Here is a 16,275-nt window from a genome sequence, read left to right on the forward strand (position 1 = left end):
GCGAGGGCAGGCCGAATCGTCGCGGCGCGTTCATGCGAGCATCGCCGCGAAGGCGGGCGAAACGCGTTCGGCAAAGCCGTGCGGCGTGCGCAGCAGCATCCGCGCCGCGATGCCGCGCTGCGTGGCGAAGGCCATGCCGGCCTCGGGGCCGAGCACGGTCAGCGCGGTCGACAGCGCGTCGGCCATCATGCATTGCCGATGCAGCACGGTCACCGAGGCCAGCGCGTGGCTGGCCGGATAGCCGGTACGGGGATCGAGCGTGTGGGCGTAGCGGCGGCCGCCGCTGTCGAAATAGCGGCGGTAATCGCCGGAGGTCGCGACCGACAGGCCGTGCAGCGCGACCACGGTCGGTGCAGCGGCATCGCCCGCGTGCAAGGTGGCATCGCCGCCGCGGGCGTCATCCGTGGCCGGCGGGCTTTCCAGCTCGACCCACCACGGCATGCCATCGGGCTTGACGCCCTCGCCGCGCAGCTCGCCGCCGATCTCGACCAGATGGTGCGAGACGCCGCGCGCCGACAGCCATGCCGATACGGCGTCGACCGCATAGCCCTTGGCGATCGCGCACAGATCGATCGACACGCCGCCGGGATGGCGCGCGCGCTGTCCTTCCTCGTCGAGCTCGATGCGCGCCCAGCCGCAGCGCTCGCGCGCCGCTTCGACTTCGTCGGCGGTCGGCGGCAGCGCGCGTGCGCCGTCGGGGCCGAAGCCCCACAGCGACACCAACGGGCCCGCGCTCGGATCGTAGGCGCCACCGCTGTCGCGCGCGACCGCCAGCGCCGCCTGCAGCACGGAAAAGCAGGCGGGCGGCAACGAGACCCAGCTGCCGGCGGGCGCGCGGTTGAAACGGCCGATATCGGAGTCGTCGAGCCAGTTGCTCATCTGCCCGACGATCTGTGCGAGCAACGCGTCGATGCCGGCCTGGATCGTTGCGGCATCGACAGCGGCATCGATATCGGCATCGCCATCGGCATCGAAACCGGGCGCGTCATTGCCCGCGTCATTGCCCGCGACTTTGCCTGCGTCATTGCCCGCGACTTTGCCCCTGTCATCGCCAGCATCATCGGCGGTCAGCAGGCAGCGCACCGACCAGGTCGTCCCCATCGTCTGCCCGCCGCATCGATGCAGCACCACCGCGCCTTCGGGCGGCGACGGTGGCGCATCGAAACGCAGCGGCACCAGCACGCGCCGCGCGGCGGATGGCGGCGCGGATGGTAGCTCGGATGACGGCGTGGACCGCATGCGAGCCGCCGCGGCGGCGGACATCGGCAGCATCGGAGGACCCAACTCGACCCAACGCGCCGCGCTTACTGCGGCAGCACCTCGAAGGTCGCCATATAGGCCGCGCGGCGCGCCTTGGCGGGCTTGATCGAGACCTTGTCATCGCGCACCTCGGCCTCGATCCAGTACATGCCCGGCGACGGCCACTTGACGGTGAACTTGCCGTCCGCATCGGTCTTGACCTTCATCTCGCCGAGCTGGTCGCGATAGCGATTGCCGCCCGGCACCACCTCGACCTCGACGTTGGCCGCCGGCTTGCCGTCGAGCAGCAGCCGGAAATTGGCCGGCTCGTCCGCAAACAGATCGTTCGGATGCGTGACGGGGGCCAGCTCCAGCCCGCGGCCGGTGGTCTTCAACGCCTGGGTGGTCGGCTTGCCGGCGGTCACGAAGGTTTCGAGCCGGCTCTCGGACTGGGTCACCTGCAGGTCCTGGGCGTTGGCCGGCACCTTCTGCGCGAAATCCTCGGCCGAGCCGCGCCAGCGCTTGGTCTGGCCGTTCTCCTTGTAGCTGGCGAACAGGCCGTTGTTGACCACCGCCAGCTTGTAGGTGCCCGGAGCGGTCAGGTGCACGTCGAAGGTGCTGCGATAGCGGCCGGTGCTCTGGTTCTCGGCCTTGGCCGGGCTGCCGTCCGGTGCGCTGACGCTGAGGTTGTCGAGGCGCAGCGGGAAATGCTCGAAGTAGAACAGGTCGTTGGACACCGCCGCATCGACGGTCACCCACGGATCGCTGCCCGACAGCACGGTGGCCGACGGCAGCAGCCATTGGCGGTGGGCGTGCGCGGACAGCGGCAGCAGCGCAACCAGGGCCAGCGCGGACAGCCTGGCGGAGAGGGACATCGCGGAACGGTTCATCGAGGGCTCCAGGGCACGGGATCGGAAATGGACGGATGGAATGCGGCGGGCGGCGGCGCGGGGCACGACGCTCACGGCTTCAGGCTGACGGTGACGGCGCCCAGCTCGTGCTGGCCCTTGGCTTGCGCCGACTTGGAACCGTCCGGCGGCCAGGCGAACGGCACGCGCAGCAGTTCGCGGCCGCCGACTTCGCGCGCGGCCTCGACCACCAGCTGGTATTCGCCCGCGGGCAGCTTGGCCAGCGGCGCCTTGCCGTCGGTGAAGGTCACGGTGTGTTCGCCCGGTGCGCGCGTCGCGCCGGAGATGCCGTCGGCCGGCATCTGCAGATCGCGGCCGGCCTTGCGCCACCACTGGCGCATGTCCTTGAGCCACTTGGTGCCCTCGGCGTTCTTCAGCTTGACGTCGTACCAGACCGACAAGGTCGCCACCGGGCTCTGGTCGGCGCGCTCGAGCCACATCGCCACATAAGGGCGGTGGTATTCGGCGACGCTCAGGCGAGGGATCTCCACCTTGACGTTGATCTCCGCCGCCGCGGCGGGCGCGGCGAACGAGACCGCCGCCAGGCCGCTCAGGCCACTGAGGCCGCCCAGGCCGGTCATGGAGACGCTAAGCAAACGACGCATACAGGGAACCTCGTCAATGGATAAACAGGATGGCCAGCAGCAGCGGTGCCACCAGCCCCAGGCCGACCAGCGGCCAGGTGGCGACGCGGGCGCCGGCGTGCAGCTTCAGCAGGAACAGGCCGGTCACGCAGAACACCAGGCAGGCAAACGCGAACAGGTCCAGGAACAGGCTCCAGGCGCCGCCGGTATTGCGGCCCTTGTGCAGATCGTTCAAGTAGGAGATCCAGCCGCGCGTGGTCAGCTCGTACTGCGTCTCGCCGCTGTCCAGTGCGACGCTGACCCAGGCATCGCCGCCCGGGCGCGGCAGCGGCACGTAAATCTCGTCGGGAGACCATTCGGCCTCGCGGCCATGCGCGTCGATATCGAATTCGCGCTGCAGCCAGTCGGCGAGTTCGGCGGGAACCGGGCTTTTGTCCTGGGCGGCGTTATTGCCGCGGTTGCCGATATCGCCGTTTTTGCCGCTATTGCCGCTATTGCCGCCGTCGCTGCTATCGCCGTTCGTGCCCGCCAGGGCCGCCTTGCGGGCCTGCAAGGCCGCCAGCACCGGGGCCGGCGCCTCGGCATTGCGAACCACGACCTTCGGCTCGGCCTCGATCTGTCCGGCATGGTTCAGCGTGAAGCCGGTCACCGCGAACAGCAGCATGCCGATCAGGCAGAGCGCGGAGCTGATCCAGTGCCATTGGTGAAGGTGCTTGAGCCAGAACGCCCGGCGCTGCTGCGCCGCGCCCATATGGGATTCCATACGCGGCTCCAGAGGGGGTTCCAGGCGGGATTCGGTCATGACTGTGTTCCGGCGCTACTGCGTGTTGCTCGTCGCCGGGGCAATGCGGCGTGCGGGACGGCGGCCCAGCGACTTGCCGCAGGCTCTCTCGCCGTCCGTCGTCGGCCCGTCGTAACGGGAGTTTCAGGAGACCGAAAGAATAATTGTTCTCATTTGATCCTGCAATGCGCGCGTGATTAATAAGTATTACAGCGCATTTCACGCGAGCCTAACTTGTAAGTAAGTGCATGTAACTTTACGCGTACTGCCACGATTGTGCCCGCATTTGCACTCATGGAAAGCCCTAGGCCCTCCCCGGTCAAGTTTGTCCGCCGGTCCGCCGTTATGCCGCGGACAAACACAATTTTTACGGTGGACCACGGGGAAACACGATGCTGGAACGTCTTAGCTTGAGAAAGAAATTGCTGCTGCCATTGGTGCTCAGCTGGGTGTGCCTGTTGGCGCTGCTGCTGTGGGACGCCTGGCAGATGCGCAACATGCGGCTCGACGAGCGGCGCACCGACCTCGTCCATGTCACCGAGACCGCGCTGTCGGTGGTCAAGGCCTACGAGGCCGAGGCGAAGGCCGGCAAGCTGACCGTCGAGCAGGCCAAGGAGTTCGCGGTCGACAAGGTGCGGGCGATGCGTTTCGGCAGCGACGGCTATTTCACGCTGATGCGCTCGGATACCGTGGTCGTGATGCATCCGATCAAGTCCGAGATGAACGGCAAGAGCATGGCCGACTTCAAGGATCCGGCCGGCACCTACCTGTTCCGCGACATCGCCGAGATCGGCAAGGGGCCGGGCACCGGCTTCGTCCACTACCTGTGGCCCAAGCCGGGCGCGGAGGCGCCGCAGCCCAAGCTCAGCTATGTCGCCAACTTCAAGCCGTGGGACTGGAACTTCATCTCGGGCGTCTATCTGGACGATATCGATGCGGCCTTCCGCGCCTCGCTGTGGCAATCGCTGGGGCTGCTGCTGGTGATCGGCACGCTGATGAGCCTGGTCGTCGTCCGGATCGCGAACGGCCTGCACAAGCAGCTTGGCGGTGAGCCGGCGCTCACCTCGCATATCGCCAGCCGGATTGCGGAAGGCGATCTGGCCAGCCGCGTCGAGGTCGCGCCCGGCGACCAGCGCAGCGTGCTGTTCGCAATGGCCCAGATGCAGCAGCGGCTGACCGGCGCGATCGGCACCATCCGCGGTTCGGCCGATTCGATCGCCGGCGCGGCCAAGCAGATCGCGGCCGGCAACGCCGACCTGTCGCGCCGCAGCGAGGAGCAGGCCGCCTCGCTCGAGGAGACCGCCGCCAGCATGGAGCAGCTGACCAGCACCGTGCGCCAGACCGCCGACAACGCCCGCCAGGCCAGCCGGCTGGCCGAAGGCGCGTCGGAGATCGCGGTGCGCGGCGGCGAGATCGTCCATCAGGTGGTGTCCACGATGGGCGAGATCAAGGACGCGTCCGGCAAGGTGGTCGACATCATCGGCGTGATCGAAGGCATCGCCTTCCAGACCAATATCCTGGCGCTGAACGCCGCCGTCGAAGCGGCCCGCGCCGGCGACCAAGGCCGTGGCTTCGCCGTGGTGGCCGGCGAAGTGCGCAGCCTCGCTCAACGCAGCGCCACCGCCGCCAAGGAAATCAAGGCGCTGATCGGCAACTCGGCGCAGCGCGTCGAGGACGGCTCGGCGCTGGTCGAGAACGCCGGCAAGGCAATGGGCGAGATCGTCGAGGCGGTCAAGCGCGTCACCGACCTGATCGGCGAAATGCGCGCCGCCACCGAGGAGCAGACCGGCGGCATCGAGCAGGTGAACCAGGCCGTCACGCAGATGGACCAGATGGCGCAGCAGAACGCCGCGCTGGTCGAACAGGCGGCCGCCGCCGCGGCTTCGCTGGAAGACCAGGCCGACGCGCTGCACCGCGCGGTGGGGACGTTCCGGTTGGCGGCGTGATCTGGAAGGCCCAGGCGGGAGGGTGACTTGGCATGTTGACAGGACGTGCTGGGTGCCTCTGGATGGCCTACCGTGTCGTGTGTATAGTCCACGCTCTGCGCTTGACGTAAGCCGGTGAACATCCGGCCCGCGAGCGCAGGGACTCAATACCAACAAGGACAGTTGCACACGGCCGCGCGCTCACAAGGCGACGCGAAGCCATCCATTCAGAGGAGCATCATGGCCCGTACCACCACCCTTCACCCCGTCCGTCCGATCGCCGCGCTGCTGCTTTGCGCCGGCCTGCTCACCGGCGCCGCCCACGCACAGACCGTCGTCGCACCCGCCGCACCCGCCGCGACGGCGGCTCCGGCAGCCACCACGGCCCCTGCGGCGACCGCGCCGAGCCAGGTCCGCAAGGCCAATATCGTGATCGTCGGCACCGGCGGCACCATCGCCGGCGCCGGCGCCTCGGCCATCAATACCGCCGCCTACCAGTCCGCGGTGGTGCCGGTCGACAAGATCATCGCGTCGGTCCCGGAGATCTCGAAGGTTGCCAACGTCAAGGGCGAGCAGATCTTCCAGATCGGTTCGGAGAGCTTCAACAACGAGCGTCTGCTCAAGCTCGGCAAACGCGTCTCGGAACTGCTGAAGCAGCCGGACGTGGACGGCGTCGTGATTACGCACGGCACCGACACCATTGAAGAGACGGCCTACTTCCTGAACCTGACGCTCAAGAGCGACAAGCCGGTGGTGGTGGTCGGCTCCATGCGTCCGGGGACGGCGCTGGGCGCCGACGGCGCGCTGAACCTGTACGACGCGGTGCTGGTCGCTTCCAGCCCGGAGTCCAAGGGCAAGGGCACGCTGGTGGTGCTGAACGACGAGATCCACACGGGCCGTGACGTCACCAAGAGCAACACCTTCAAGACCGAGACCTTCCGCTCGCCGTTCGGCCCGCTGGGCTACGTGGTCGAGGGCCGCACGCTGTATTACCGGCTGCCGGCTCGTCCGCACACCACCGCGACCGAATGGGACATCGACCGGATCGACCGCCTGCCTGAAGTGGCGATCGTCTATGCGTACGGCAATGCGAACCCGGGCAGCGTCGACGCAGCGGTCAGGAACGGCGCCAAGGCGATCGTCTATGCCGGCACCGGTAATGGCAGCGTCGGCGAGTACATGGTCGAACCGCTGAAGGCCGCACGCGCCAAGGGCGTACAGATCGTCCGCGCCTCGCGCACCGGCAGCGGCGTGGTCATCCGCAACGGCGAGCAGCCCGACGACAAGTACGACTGGGTGGTGGTGGACGACCAGCTGCCGCAGAAAGCGCGCATCCTTACCGCGTTGGCCTTGACCAAGACCAACGACACGCGCGAGCTGCAGAAGATTTTGTGGAAGTACTGAGGCGCTGAGGCGGGGCGCGTTTGGGCCCGGGTTACCCCGGGCTGTCTCAGCAGCGCGTGCGATCCGCCGTCCAGCGCCGCATGTAGGCGATCACTCGCCGAAGGCCAGCCTCTGTCGTCATCACACTGATGGGGGTCTGGCCGCCAAAGTGCGGTGAGGGGGCGTCGAACCACTGGAATGCCGCCGACCGGCTGCCCCGGACCGCAGTGGCCAATTGCAATGCTTCACGGAATAGCTCCGGATGGGCATGCCATGAATCCGGCTTGATCGTGGGCCTTTTTCCGCCATGGACAACACGAGGCAACTGCGAAGCTGCCAGTTCCTCGACGGTGAGATGCCGGCGCACCCAGTGACAATGGGCCGCCAAATCGGCATTCGGCGAACGCTGGCGGTCGAGCGTAGGGATCACCAGGCCAACGACCACTTCGGTGTGGGCGCGGATCATCCGTAGCGCCGGCATCAAGTCCGTATCGTTTGACACAACGATCGCTTGGTCGATGTGATTCGACACGGCGTCATGATACGCATGGAGTGCAAGACTGACATCGCTCTGCTTTTCCTCGAGCTTCCAGACGGCGACCCGATCGCAGTCGCGCGGCCACCGTCCTGGACAGGCTTCATCGATGCGGGGCATCCTCACTTTGGTAAGCGAGTAATAGCCTTCCACGATTCGAATACGCCCGTCATGTAGCTTGCGCAATGCCGAGTGATAGCGGGCCTGAGAAGAGACTGAATCGGCTGCCTTGGCCGCAGTTTCAATGATTCTGGCCGTGAAGTATTGAATCGCTTCGGGCAGCAGTTCGCACCGGCACGGTACGCCCGCACGATGCACAAGGACCGAAGGAATGACTTGTTGCGAGAACAGTTGGTAGAGGTCGAGCCACTTGTAGCACGTGCCCTTGAGGCAGCCGTAATAAAAGTTGTAGCCGTCCACATAGACTCGAGTACGTAGAGCACTCGGCGCCGTTTCCCCTCGCTGCATGGATGTCCCCTGAAATGAAAAAACCGGCTTTCGCCGGCTTTTTCTCCCAGGCACCGGATGGATAAACCACGCCGGTTTCGAGGGTTAGTTGTTCAGCAGAGGGTATCGAGCCCTGTCCGTGACGTCAACATGCTATATGCCGCACCGGTGCAGCGGCCATCACGCGGGCACTTGATGTAACAAAAAGTATCCCCCCCAATCAATACTTGTAATGAGATCAATTCTCATTTACTATCGCATCACTGTCTGACGACGCCGACACCCGAGTTTCACGGTCGGGACGCAGACCAAGCCGGCAGCGCAACGCTCGCGCCCGCCGCACGAATTCCGCGACGCCGCCTGGCGGTGTCCGATAACCGTCTTTTGTGGGGACCGCTCCGTACCGCGGAGCGTTTGGCAGTAGCCAGTCGCCGGAGGATCAGGGAAGCAACCAGACCCCGCTTTCTTGATCGCCAAACTCCGTCGGCAAGCAAAGCCACCTTTTTATTCCTGGCGCCGTGCTTCTGCACGGCGTGTCTTTCCGGGCGCCCGGCCAGGGCGCGGCAGCCGGAACATCCGTCGCCCGGCGCGCTTCTCGCGCCGGCGCATCGAGCGCCTTCCACTGGCTGTCCGCCGCTTCGCCATGCCGGCCCACCCGATGGCACCGATGGAGCTTCGCGATGGAACGCCTGTTCAAGCCGTTGACCGAACTGAAACGCATCCTGGCGCGGCAGTTGCGCGAGCAGCCGGGTTGCCATGATTGCCAGCTGCGCGCGGTGTGCGTGCACCGGCCGGACCATACCGGCTGCAACTGGAGCGCGGAAGTCGACTTTCCCGAACGATGCGACGACGATGCCGTCCGCGACCTGCGCCATGCGCGGCAGGTCATCATGCTGGTGCGCGAACGCTATAACGTCACCGCCGCCAGTCTTGCGGGCCAGGGCGGCCGCGCGGCAGGGGCGACTCCCGCCTAGGCGAGCCGACGCCTTCTCATTCGATCACGATCGCAGACCGCTCACGGCCGCCCGGCGGCCGGGACCGCCGGCACCGTCGCCGGCCTCAACACCAGCCACAACGCCACGCCGATCAGTGCCCCGCCCACCGCGTGCGCCCAGGACAGCGACTCGCCCAGAAACACCGCGCCCCACACGATGCCGAACGGCGGAATCAGGAAGGTCACGCTGAGCGCCCGCACCGGTCCGATATCGGCGATCAGTCGGAAGTAGAGGATGTAGGCCAGCGCGGTACAGACGATGCCCAGCGCCGCCATCGCCGCCCAGACGCCGGCACTGGCCGCGGGCAGCGTGTTCTCGCGGACCAGGGCCGCCACGCAAAACGGCAGCAGGAACAGCGTCGCGCCGACCATGCTGCCCGCTGCCACCAGCCGCGCATCCAGCCCGCCCTGCTGGCTGATCCAGCGGCGCGTCAGAAAGCCGGCCAGGCCATAGCAGGCGGTGGCGGCGAGGCAAGCGAGCGCACCGAAAAGCACTTCAAGACTGAACGCGACCGGTCCGGTCCGCGTCAACACCGCGACGCCGGCCACGCCGATCAGTACGCCCGCGCCCTTGGCCAGCGTCATGCGTTCGGCGAAAAACAGCGCGCCGATCAGCACGCCCATCAACGGCGTCATGGCGTTGAACACCGCCGAATAGCCGGCCGGCAGCCACAGCGCGGCCACCGAGTACATCACGAAGGGGATGCCGGAATTGACGGCGCCGAGCACCATCACGCGGCCCCATTTGCCGCGCATGTCCCAGCGGATACGCAGCGCGGCGAGGATTACCGCCAACGCCAGCGCACCGATGACCACGCGCACGAAGGCGGCGGTCAGCGGACCGAGCACCGGCGCGCCGACACGGATAAAGAGAAAGCTGGCGCCCCAGATGGCGGACAGCGACAGCAGGCGGAGGAAATCGGCGGGAGTCATGACGGGATCGGCGCTTGTGGCGCGCGGTGAAGGCGCGGTGAATGCGCAGTGAATGCGCAGTGAATGCGCGGGGGTGTGCGGGGTGTGCGCGACTGTGCGCGGATGGGCGGATTTGACCCCTGTCGTCCGCCAATGGCAAGCCGTTTTCGGACATGCGCATCGCCCCGGGACGGCGATCGGCGATGTAAGGACGCAACTGTTGCGCGACGGCATCAGCTTGACCCCACAACGGAAAGGGTAAATATTACAAGCAGTGACAAAACGCCTTAAGTGAAATTAAACTCTGACCTGCGCCAGAGTTAATTGACCCCTCCGACGCATTCCCGACGAGCCGCCAGGCAACTGGCGGCTTCTTTTTTTGGTGCCGGGATTGCCGGGATTGCCGGGATTGCCGGGATTGCCGGGATTGCCGGGATTGCCGGGATTGCCGGGATTGCCGGGATTGCCGGGATTGCCGGGATTACCGGGTGCCGGATTGCGGAGATCACGGAAGGCCCGGAGATCGCGAACGGCCGAGGGCCGCACCGTACGATCCGCCGCCGCGCCCACGCCGAAACGTACCCGTTTCTGCGAACCCCCTCGCCAACGCAGCGCTACACCGGCTGCAACGTCACGCCCTGCTCGCAGCGCTCGATCAGCTCCGCCAACGGCACGCCGGCGCCAAACAGGAAGCCCTGCACCGCGTCGCAGCCCTGCTCCCGCAGGAAGTGGAACTGGTCGGCGGTTTCGACGCCCTCGGCCACCACCTGCAGCCGCAACTGATGGCCGAGCGCGATGATCGCCGCCACCACCGCGCGGTCTTCGTCATTGCTGTCGCCGCCGGCGAGGTTGGCGACGAAGGAGCGGTCGATCTTCAGCTTGTTGATCGGCAGCCGCGTCAGATAGCTCAAACCCGAATAGCCGGTGCCGAAGTCGTCGATCGACAGGCCCACACCGAGCGCGCGGATGCCGCGGAACGCCTCGATGGTCTGCGGCGTGCCCTCGATCAAAATGCCCTCGGTGACTTCGATCGCCAGATTGCGGGCCGGCAGCCCGCTTTCGCGCAGGCAGCGGTCGACCAACTCGGGAAAGTCCGCCTGCTGCAGATGCGGCGGCGAAATATTGACCGCGACCTCGAGGTCGATGCCGGTGCGCATCCGCAGCGTCTGGATTTCGCGGCAGGCGGTCGCCAGGACCCATTCGCTGATCGGCACGATCAGCCCGCACTGCTCGGCGATCGGGATGAACTGGCCCGGCTGCATCGCGCCACGCTCCGGGGTGTGCCACGACAGCAGCGCCTCGACGCCGACGATGCGCTGGCTGGCGGTGTCGACCAGCGGCTGGTAGCGCAGCGTGAATTCCTGCTCGACCAGCGCGCGCCGCAGCAGGCCCTCGATGGTGAAGCGGGCCAGCGACGCCTCCTTCATGTCCGGCGAGAATCGGCGCACCTGGCCGCGGCCGCCCTGCTTGGCGGCATGCAACGCCGCATCGGCCGCCTGCAGCAGGTCGGCGACGGTATTGCCGTCTGCCGGGAACAGCGCCATGCCGATCGACGGCACGACGCGCAGCCGTACGCCGCCCAGCCGCAATTCCTCGGACAGCCGCGCGACGATCTTGGCGGCCGCCAGTTCGGCCTCGCTTTCATCGGCGATGTCCGACAACACCACGGCGAACTCGTCGCCATCCATCCGCGCCGCCAGGTCGGCCCGGCGCACGGCGGCGCGCAGCCGGTCGGCCATGGTGCGCAGCACGTCGTCGCCGACATGGTGTCCGAGCGAATCGTTGATGCGCTTGAATTGGTCGAGGTCGATCAGCAGCAAGGCAACCCGTCCGTCACGGGCACCGATCGCCTGCAGCAGCGCGTCGGCACGGCCGCTCAGATAGTCGCGGTTGGGCAGCCCGGTCAGCGTGTCGTGGTGCGCGAGATGATCGATATAGGCATCGGCGCGCCGGCGCTCGGTCAGATCGTGGGCAATCGCCAGGTAGCCGCCGGCGCCGTCCTCTCCCGCGTCGCCTTGGTGCCTGCCGGCGTCGCCACCGGCCCCCGGCAGCGGCAACACCGTCAATTGCACGGGCAGCGTCGAACCGCCCTTGCGCACGTAATGCCAGGTGTGCTCGTCGACCAGCCCGAGGCGCGGCTTGGCGATCAGCGCTTCGAAACCCGGCGCCACCGGCTGGCCCAGTTCGGCGGACAGTGCGCGGGCCCGCGCGGCGAGTTCTCCCGGTTCGTGCAGCGCGCTGTACGGAATGCGTCCGACCAGTTCGTGCGCCTGGTACCACAGCATCTGCTCGCCGGGGCGATTGATCGAGGTGATCGTGCCGTGCCGGTCGAACCCGATCACGCAGATCGGCGCATGGTCGAGCAGGCGCGCGTGCCGCTGCGCCACCACGTCGGCCGACTGCCTGGCACGTTCGGCGTTGCGGCGCCGCGCGGCCAGATGCCACACCAGAGCGCCGAGCAGCACGGTGCCGAGCGTGCCGGCCGCGATCACCAGCGGTACCGGGGCGGGGCCGCCGTCTTCGAAGGCGGGCAGCGTGCTCGCGCGCACGGTCCAGGTCTGGCCGCCGAACGACAGCTCGCGATCGAGTTGGCGCAGCGGATGCGAATGCGTGCGCGGCGCCGCCTCGCCGCCCGCCCGGGCCAGCAGCACGGCGCTGGCGGCGGAGGGCCGCCCCTGATACAGCGACAGCGAAAGCTTGCCGCCATGGATCGCCGCGGCATCGGCAAGCAGGTCGCCGAGCCGGTAGGCGGCATAGACATAGCCGAGCACGGCGTGCCGGCGCTCATCCACCGCGTTCAGCGGCATGCCGTTGCGGTAGACCGGCAGATACAGCACCGTGCCCTGCAGCGCGACGCTGCGATGGGCCTCGCGCAGCAGCGTCACGCGGGAAGTCATGCGCGCCTGCATCGCGTCGCGCGCCGCTTCTGCCGCCGCGCGGCGGGCCGGGTCGGACAGATGGTCGAAGCCCAGCGCGCCGATGGTGCGGCCGGCGAAGGGCTCGACATAGATGCCAGGCGCGTAGACCTCGCGCTCGCCGCGCGGAAACACGTCGAAGGCGGGCAGGCCGTCGGCGCGGACGGTGTCGATCAGCGCCTCCAGCCCGGATGCATCCGTCAATCTGGCATAGCCGACCGAGTGGATGCCGGCCGGCAGATCGTCGACCTGCGTGGCAAGCATATAGGCGCGCCATTGGTCGCGCGTGGTGTCGGGATCGGCCGCCAGCAGGCCGCTGGCCCCGCGCAGCAGTCGCTCGCCGGTGTCGAGACGCTGGCGCACCGCCATTACGCTCGCCGTCAGCATCGCATCGAGGCGCTGCGCGGCGGCCCGCTCGCTCCACGCGGCGGTCTGCACGGCGGCCACCGCGGTGACGCAGGCGCCGGCGGCCACGACCAGCAGAGCCAGGACGGCAGGAGGAAGCGAAGGCAGTTTCATCGCGGTAGCAAGGCGGCGGGGCGGCGGGGCGGCCTGGATTGGGGCGCCGGAGCGTGGCGCCAGAGCGGTGACCGGCACCGATGCCGCTGGCGTCCAGGCTCCGATCACGGCTTGGACTATACCGCGCGAAATGCACTTTGCGACAGCCGCCAGGCCCGCCCCGGCTACTCGCACCATGCCGCTCGATGTGATACGGTGACGCCTACGGAACCCGCCGACCCCGGGGAACGCCCTTGCGGGCACGCATGCACCCGTCCCCCTTGCTCGACGCCTCGCCCAACGCACCGCAGAAAGGACCGCCCGACACACCGAACGACGATCGCCGCGCGCAAGCGCCCGCGGCACAGACACGTCGTCCGCGTTTCGCGCTGTCGTTGACGACCCGCATCGCGCTGGTCACCGCCGGTCTGTCGACCGTGCTTGGGGCCGCCATCGTGGTCGGCTCGCTGCAATCGGCCCACGCCGATCTGCGTGACGCCCTGCAGGCGCAGCAGGATTCCGTGGTCAAGCTGACCGCGGAGCAACTGGACACGGCGGTCAGCGATCGCCTGATCCTGCTCGAACACCTGGCCCCGCAATTCAAGACCATGATGGACGCGCCGCCCGCCCAGTTGCAGGCGATGCTCAGCCGCGCGCTGCCGATTCCCGGCACCTTCAACAGCGCCGTCGTGGTCGACGCCAGGGGCATGCTGCTGGCCCGCGACGGCACCGTGGTATCGGTCGCGGACCGCACCTACTTTCGCGAGACCGCACGCACGCTGGCGCCCGTGATCAGCCCGCCGATCCGGGCGCGGGCCGATGGTTCGGTCGGCGTGCTGCTGGCCGTGCCGATCGTCTCGGACGACAAGACGTTCCTCGGACTGGTAGGCGGCTGGATCGACCTGGGGCGCTCCAACTTCCTGGTGGAGGTGCCGCACAGCCCGATCGGCAGCACCGGCTTCTATTGCCTGGTCTCGGCCGGGCCTCAACCGGTCTACGTGCAGCACCGGTTGCAGCAGCAGGTGGGACGACCGGCGCGCGCCCAGGGCGAGACCTGCGGGGTGCAGGCGCAACCGGCCACGTTCGAGTTCCTGACCCCGCGCGAGCCGGTCATCGCACGGTATCTGATGGCCACCACCGGCTGGGAACTGGTCGCGGTGCTGCCGGCCAAGGAAGCCTTCCAGCCCTTGCACGCGATGCAGCAGCGCTTCCTGCTGTGGTCCGCGGTGGCCGTCGGCATGGTGGCGATGCTGAACTGGTTCGCGGTGCACTGGATGTTCGCGCCGCTGGCGCAGTTGCGGCGCGTGGTGCGCGACAGCGCGCGCGACCTGTCGGCCTTCGAGCGGCTGTCGACCGATCGCCACGACGAGATCGGCGTGCTGGCGCGCGCCTTCGCCCGGCTGATGCGCGACGTGCGCGAGCGCCGCGAACAGCTGCATCGCAGCGAGGCGCGCCTGCGCGCGGTCACCGACACGCTGCCCTCGCTGCTGGCCTTCATCGACACCGAAGAGCGCTACGTCTTCAACAACCTCGCCTACGAGCGCACCTTCGGCATTCCGCTCGATCAGCTGCGCGGCATGACGCTGCGCGAGCTGCTGGGCGAGGCCCGCTACGCGCGCATCCAGCCGTATCTGCAGCAGGCGCTGGCCGGCACCGCGGTCACCTTCGAGACCGAATTCCACGACCCCGACTACCACTGCACCGAGACCAATTTCCGGCCCGAGTGGAGTGCCGACGGCAGCCGCGTCGAGGGCGTGCATGTCCACGTGCAGGACATCACCGCGCGCAAGCTCGAGACGCTGCGGCTGGCGCAGATCTCGCGCCTGGACCACCTGACGCAGCTGCTGAACCGCAGCGCCTTCGAGACGCGGCTCGCGGAGGCGATGGCGCGCAGCCGTTCGCAGGAGCGCTTGATGGCGCTCCTCTACCTCGACATGGACCGCTTCAAGGCGGTCAACGACCACTATGGGCACGCGGCCGGCGACCAGCTGCTGCAGAGCTTCGCCAAGCGCGTGCAGCGCTGCGTGCGCGAGCGCGACGCGGTGGCGCGCCTGGGCGGGGACGAGTTCGCCATCGTGATGGAGGACATCGACCGGCCCGATGTCGCGGTGCGCGTGGCCGGGGCGATCCTGCATTCGGTGGGCCGGCGCTTCTTCATCGAAGGCGCCTTCGTCGACGTCAATGTCAGCATCGGCATCGCGCTGTACCAGGGTGCCCCGATCACATGGCAGCAGCTGGCCAAGGAGGCCGATGCGCTGCTGTACCGCGCCAAGGACGGCGGACGCGGCCGCTTCGAGATCGGCCCGCCGGAGCTGGCGAACCGGTCGCGCGAGGCGCGCTCGTAGGGCCGCCTTCGCCGCCTTCGCCGCCGGGGCCGCCCTGCGTCGGCGCCACGGGCGGATCCGGGCACCGGCGGCACCGGCGGCAACCCGAGCATTGGCGGCGTATCCTAGAAGACCGATTCGTACCGTTCGTTCACAGGAGCCAGTCATGTCAGACCAGCAGCCCCCAGCGACCCGCATCGAACAGGACAGCCTGGGCCAGGTACCCGTCCCCGCCGACCACCTGTGGGGCGCGCAGACCGAGCGCTCGCGCCAGAACTTCCGCATCGGCAACGAGAAGATGCCGCCGGCGCTGATCGAGGCATTTGCGATCCTGAAGCTGTGCGCGGCACGCGCGAACCGCGAGCTGAACGTGCTCGACGCGGGGCTGGCGCAGGCGATCGAACAGGCCGCGGAGGAGATCATCGCCGGCCAGTGGCCCGACGAGTTTCCGCTGTCGGTCTGGCAGACCGGCTCGGGCACGCAGACCAACATGAACCTGAACGAGGTGATCGCCAACCGTGCGATCCAGCTGCTCGGCGGCGAGGTCGGCAGCAAGCGGCCCGTTCATCCCAACGACCACGTCAACGCGAGCCAGTCGTCGAACGACAGCTTCCCGACCGCGATGCATATCGCCGCGGCGCGTGCGGTGCAGCGCCAGCTGCTGCCGGCGCTGGAGACGCTGCAGAAGACGCTGGGCAGCAAGGTCGAGGCCTTCGCCGATATCGTCAAGGTCGGCCGCACCCATCTGCAGGATGCCGTGCCGCTGACGCTGGGCCAGGAGTTCTCCGGCTACCAGGCGCAGGTCGCCGACGCGCAGGCGCGGCTGCACC

At 68.0% G+C, this 16,275-nt stretch carries 13 protein-coding genes; 5 read left to right on the forward strand and 8 right to left on the reverse strand.

Annotated features, from left to right (window positions below; genetic code table 11):
- Window positions 1-30: 30 nt before the first annotated feature.
- The 4 genes from AC6EI8_RS15790 to AC6EI8_RS15805 all read right to left on the reverse strand — a co-directional run bounded on the left by AC6EI8_RS15790 (window position 31) and on the right by AC6EI8_RS15805 (window position 3,533).
- Entirely contained in the window at window positions 31-1,239 is a 1,209-nt protein-coding gene (locus tag AC6EI8_RS15790; RefSeq protein ID WP_498382347.1) for an FAD:protein FMN transferase, read from the reverse strand.
- Window positions 1,240-1,304: 65 nt separating this feature from the next.
- Complete coding sequence (locus AC6EI8_RS15795; RefSeq protein ID WP_226106970.1) at window positions 1,305-2,129, reverse strand: DUF4198 domain-containing protein; 825 nt, start codon at window positions 2,127-2,129, stop codon at window positions 1,305-1,307.
- Window positions 2,130-2,200: 71 nt separating this feature from the next.
- Window positions 2,201-2,752, reverse strand: a complete 552-nt coding sequence (locus AC6EI8_RS15800) for a DUF2271 domain-containing protein (RefSeq protein WP_498382348.1) — start codon at window positions 2,750-2,752, stop codon at window positions 2,201-2,203.
- Window positions 2,753-2,765: 13 nt separating this feature from the next.
- Window positions 2,766-3,533 (reverse strand): PepSY-associated TM helix domain-containing protein, encoded by a 768-nt coding sequence (locus AC6EI8_RS15805; RefSeq protein ID WP_498382349.1) that lies wholly within the window; start codon window positions 3,531-3,533, stop codon window positions 2,766-2,768.
- A 371-nt stretch (window positions 3,534-3,904) separates the two neighbouring features.
- Between AC6EI8_RS15805 and AC6EI8_RS15810 the strand changes: the two genes are divergently transcribed.
- On the forward strand, window positions 3,905-5,458 hold the full coding sequence (locus tag AC6EI8_RS15810) for a methyl-accepting chemotaxis protein (RefSeq protein WP_498382350.1): 1,554 nt from the start codon (window positions 3,905-3,907) through the stop codon (window positions 5,456-5,458).
- A 219-nt stretch (window positions 5,459-5,677) separates the two neighbouring features.
- On the forward strand, window positions 5,678-6,841 hold the full coding sequence (locus AC6EI8_RS15815; protein WP_149318614.1) for an asparaginase: 1,164 nt from the start codon (window positions 5,678-5,680) through the stop codon (window positions 6,839-6,841).
- 46 nt (window positions 6,842-6,887) lie between these two features.
- Here AC6EI8_RS15815 and AC6EI8_RS15820 read toward each other — a convergent pair whose 3' ends face one another.
- On the reverse strand, window positions 6,888-7,775 hold the full coding sequence (locus AC6EI8_RS15820; protein ID WP_226106966.1) for an antitoxin Xre/MbcA/ParS toxin-binding domain-containing protein: 888 nt from the start codon (window positions 7,773-7,775) through the stop codon (window positions 6,888-6,890).
- 707 nt (window positions 7,776-8,482) lie between these two features.
- On the opposite strand from AC6EI8_RS15820, the gene AC6EI8_RS15825 reads away from it, so the two are divergent.
- Window positions 8,483-8,776, forward strand: coding sequence for a hypothetical protein (locus tag AC6EI8_RS15825; RefSeq protein WP_149318613.1), 294 nt, complete (start codon window positions 8,483-8,485; stop codon window positions 8,774-8,776).
- A 41-nt stretch (window positions 8,777-8,817) separates the two neighbouring features.
- Here the strand turns inward: AC6EI8_RS15825 and AC6EI8_RS15830 are convergent, their stop codons facing one another.
- From AC6EI8_RS15830 to AC6EI8_RS15840, 3 genes are all read right to left on the reverse strand, one after another.
- The gene (locus AC6EI8_RS15830; RefSeq protein ID WP_498382351.1) at window positions 8,818-9,729 is read right to left on the reverse strand and encodes a DMT family transporter; all 912 of its coding nucleotides are present in this window, start codon (window positions 9,727-9,729) and stop codon (window positions 8,818-8,820) included.
- Between the two features lie 276 nt (window positions 9,730-10,005).
- A complete protein-coding gene (locus AC6EI8_RS15835; protein ID WP_498382352.1) occupies window positions 10,006-10,254 on the reverse strand; it encodes a hypothetical protein in 249 nt (82 codons plus the stop codon).
- Between the two features lie 68 nt (window positions 10,255-10,322).
- Window positions 10,323-13,142: a bifunctional diguanylate cyclase/phosphodiesterase gene (locus tag AC6EI8_RS15840; RefSeq protein ID WP_498382353.1), complete on the reverse strand. Its 2,820-nt coding sequence runs from the start codon at window positions 13,140-13,142 to the stop codon at window positions 10,323-10,325.
- A gap of 245 nt (window positions 13,143-13,387) precedes the next feature.
- On the opposite strand from AC6EI8_RS15840, the gene AC6EI8_RS15845 reads away from it, so the two are divergent.
- Window positions 13,388-15,466, forward strand: a complete 2,079-nt coding sequence (locus tag AC6EI8_RS15845) for a sensor domain-containing diguanylate cyclase (protein ID WP_498382354.1) — start codon at window positions 13,388-13,390, stop codon at window positions 15,464-15,466.
- A gap of 145 nt (window positions 15,467-15,611) precedes the next feature.
- Window positions 15,612-16,275, forward strand: a 664-nt coding sequence (locus AC6EI8_RS15850; protein ID WP_498382355.1) for a lyase family protein, incomplete at its 3' end; no start/stop codon positions are given.

It is taken from the genome of Cupriavidus sp. R6-3, assembly GCF_059772245.1.

What these genes read in the sequence shown, in the direction of transcription:
- AC6EI8_RS15790 (WP_498382347.1), bottom strand. Translation starts at nt 1,239, where the DNA reads ATGCGGTCCACGCCGTCATCCGAGCTACCATCCGCGCCGCCATCCGCC.
- AC6EI8_RS15795 (WP_226106970.1), bottom strand. Translation starts at nt 2,129, where the DNA reads ATGAACCGTTCCGCGATGTCCCTCTCCGCCAGGCTGTCCGCGCTGGCC.
- AC6EI8_RS15800 (WP_498382348.1), bottom strand. Translation starts at nt 2,752, where the DNA reads ATGCGTCGTTTGCTTAGCGTCTCCATGACCGGCCTGGGCGGCCTCAGT.
- AC6EI8_RS15805 (WP_498382349.1), bottom strand. Translation starts at nt 3,533, where the DNA reads ATGACCGAATCCCGCCTGGAACCCCCTCTGGAGCCGCGTATGGAATCC.
- AC6EI8_RS15810 (WP_498382350.1), top strand. Translation starts at nt 3,905, where the DNA reads ATGCTGGAACGTCTTAGCTTGAGAAAGAAATTGCTGCTGCCATTGGTG.
- AC6EI8_RS15815 (WP_149318614.1), top strand. Translation starts at nt 5,678, where the DNA reads ATGGCCCGTACCACCACCCTTCACCCCGTCCGTCCGATCGCCGCGCTG.
- AC6EI8_RS15825 (WP_149318613.1), top strand. Translation starts at nt 8,483, where the DNA reads ATGGAACGCCTGTTCAAGCCGTTGACCGAACTGAAACGCATCCTGGCG.
- AC6EI8_RS15830 (WP_498382351.1), bottom strand. Translation starts at nt 9,729, where the DNA reads ATGACTCCCGCCGATTTCCTCCGCCTGCTGTCGCTGTCCGCCATCTGG.
- AC6EI8_RS15840 (WP_498382353.1), bottom strand. Translation starts at nt 13,142, where the DNA reads ATGAAACTGCCTTCGCTTCCTCCTGCCGTCCTGGCTCTGCTGGTCGTG.
- AC6EI8_RS15845 (WP_498382354.1), top strand. Translation starts at nt 13,388, where the DNA reads ATGCACCCGTCCCCCTTGCTCGACGCCTCGCCCAACGCACCGCAGAAA.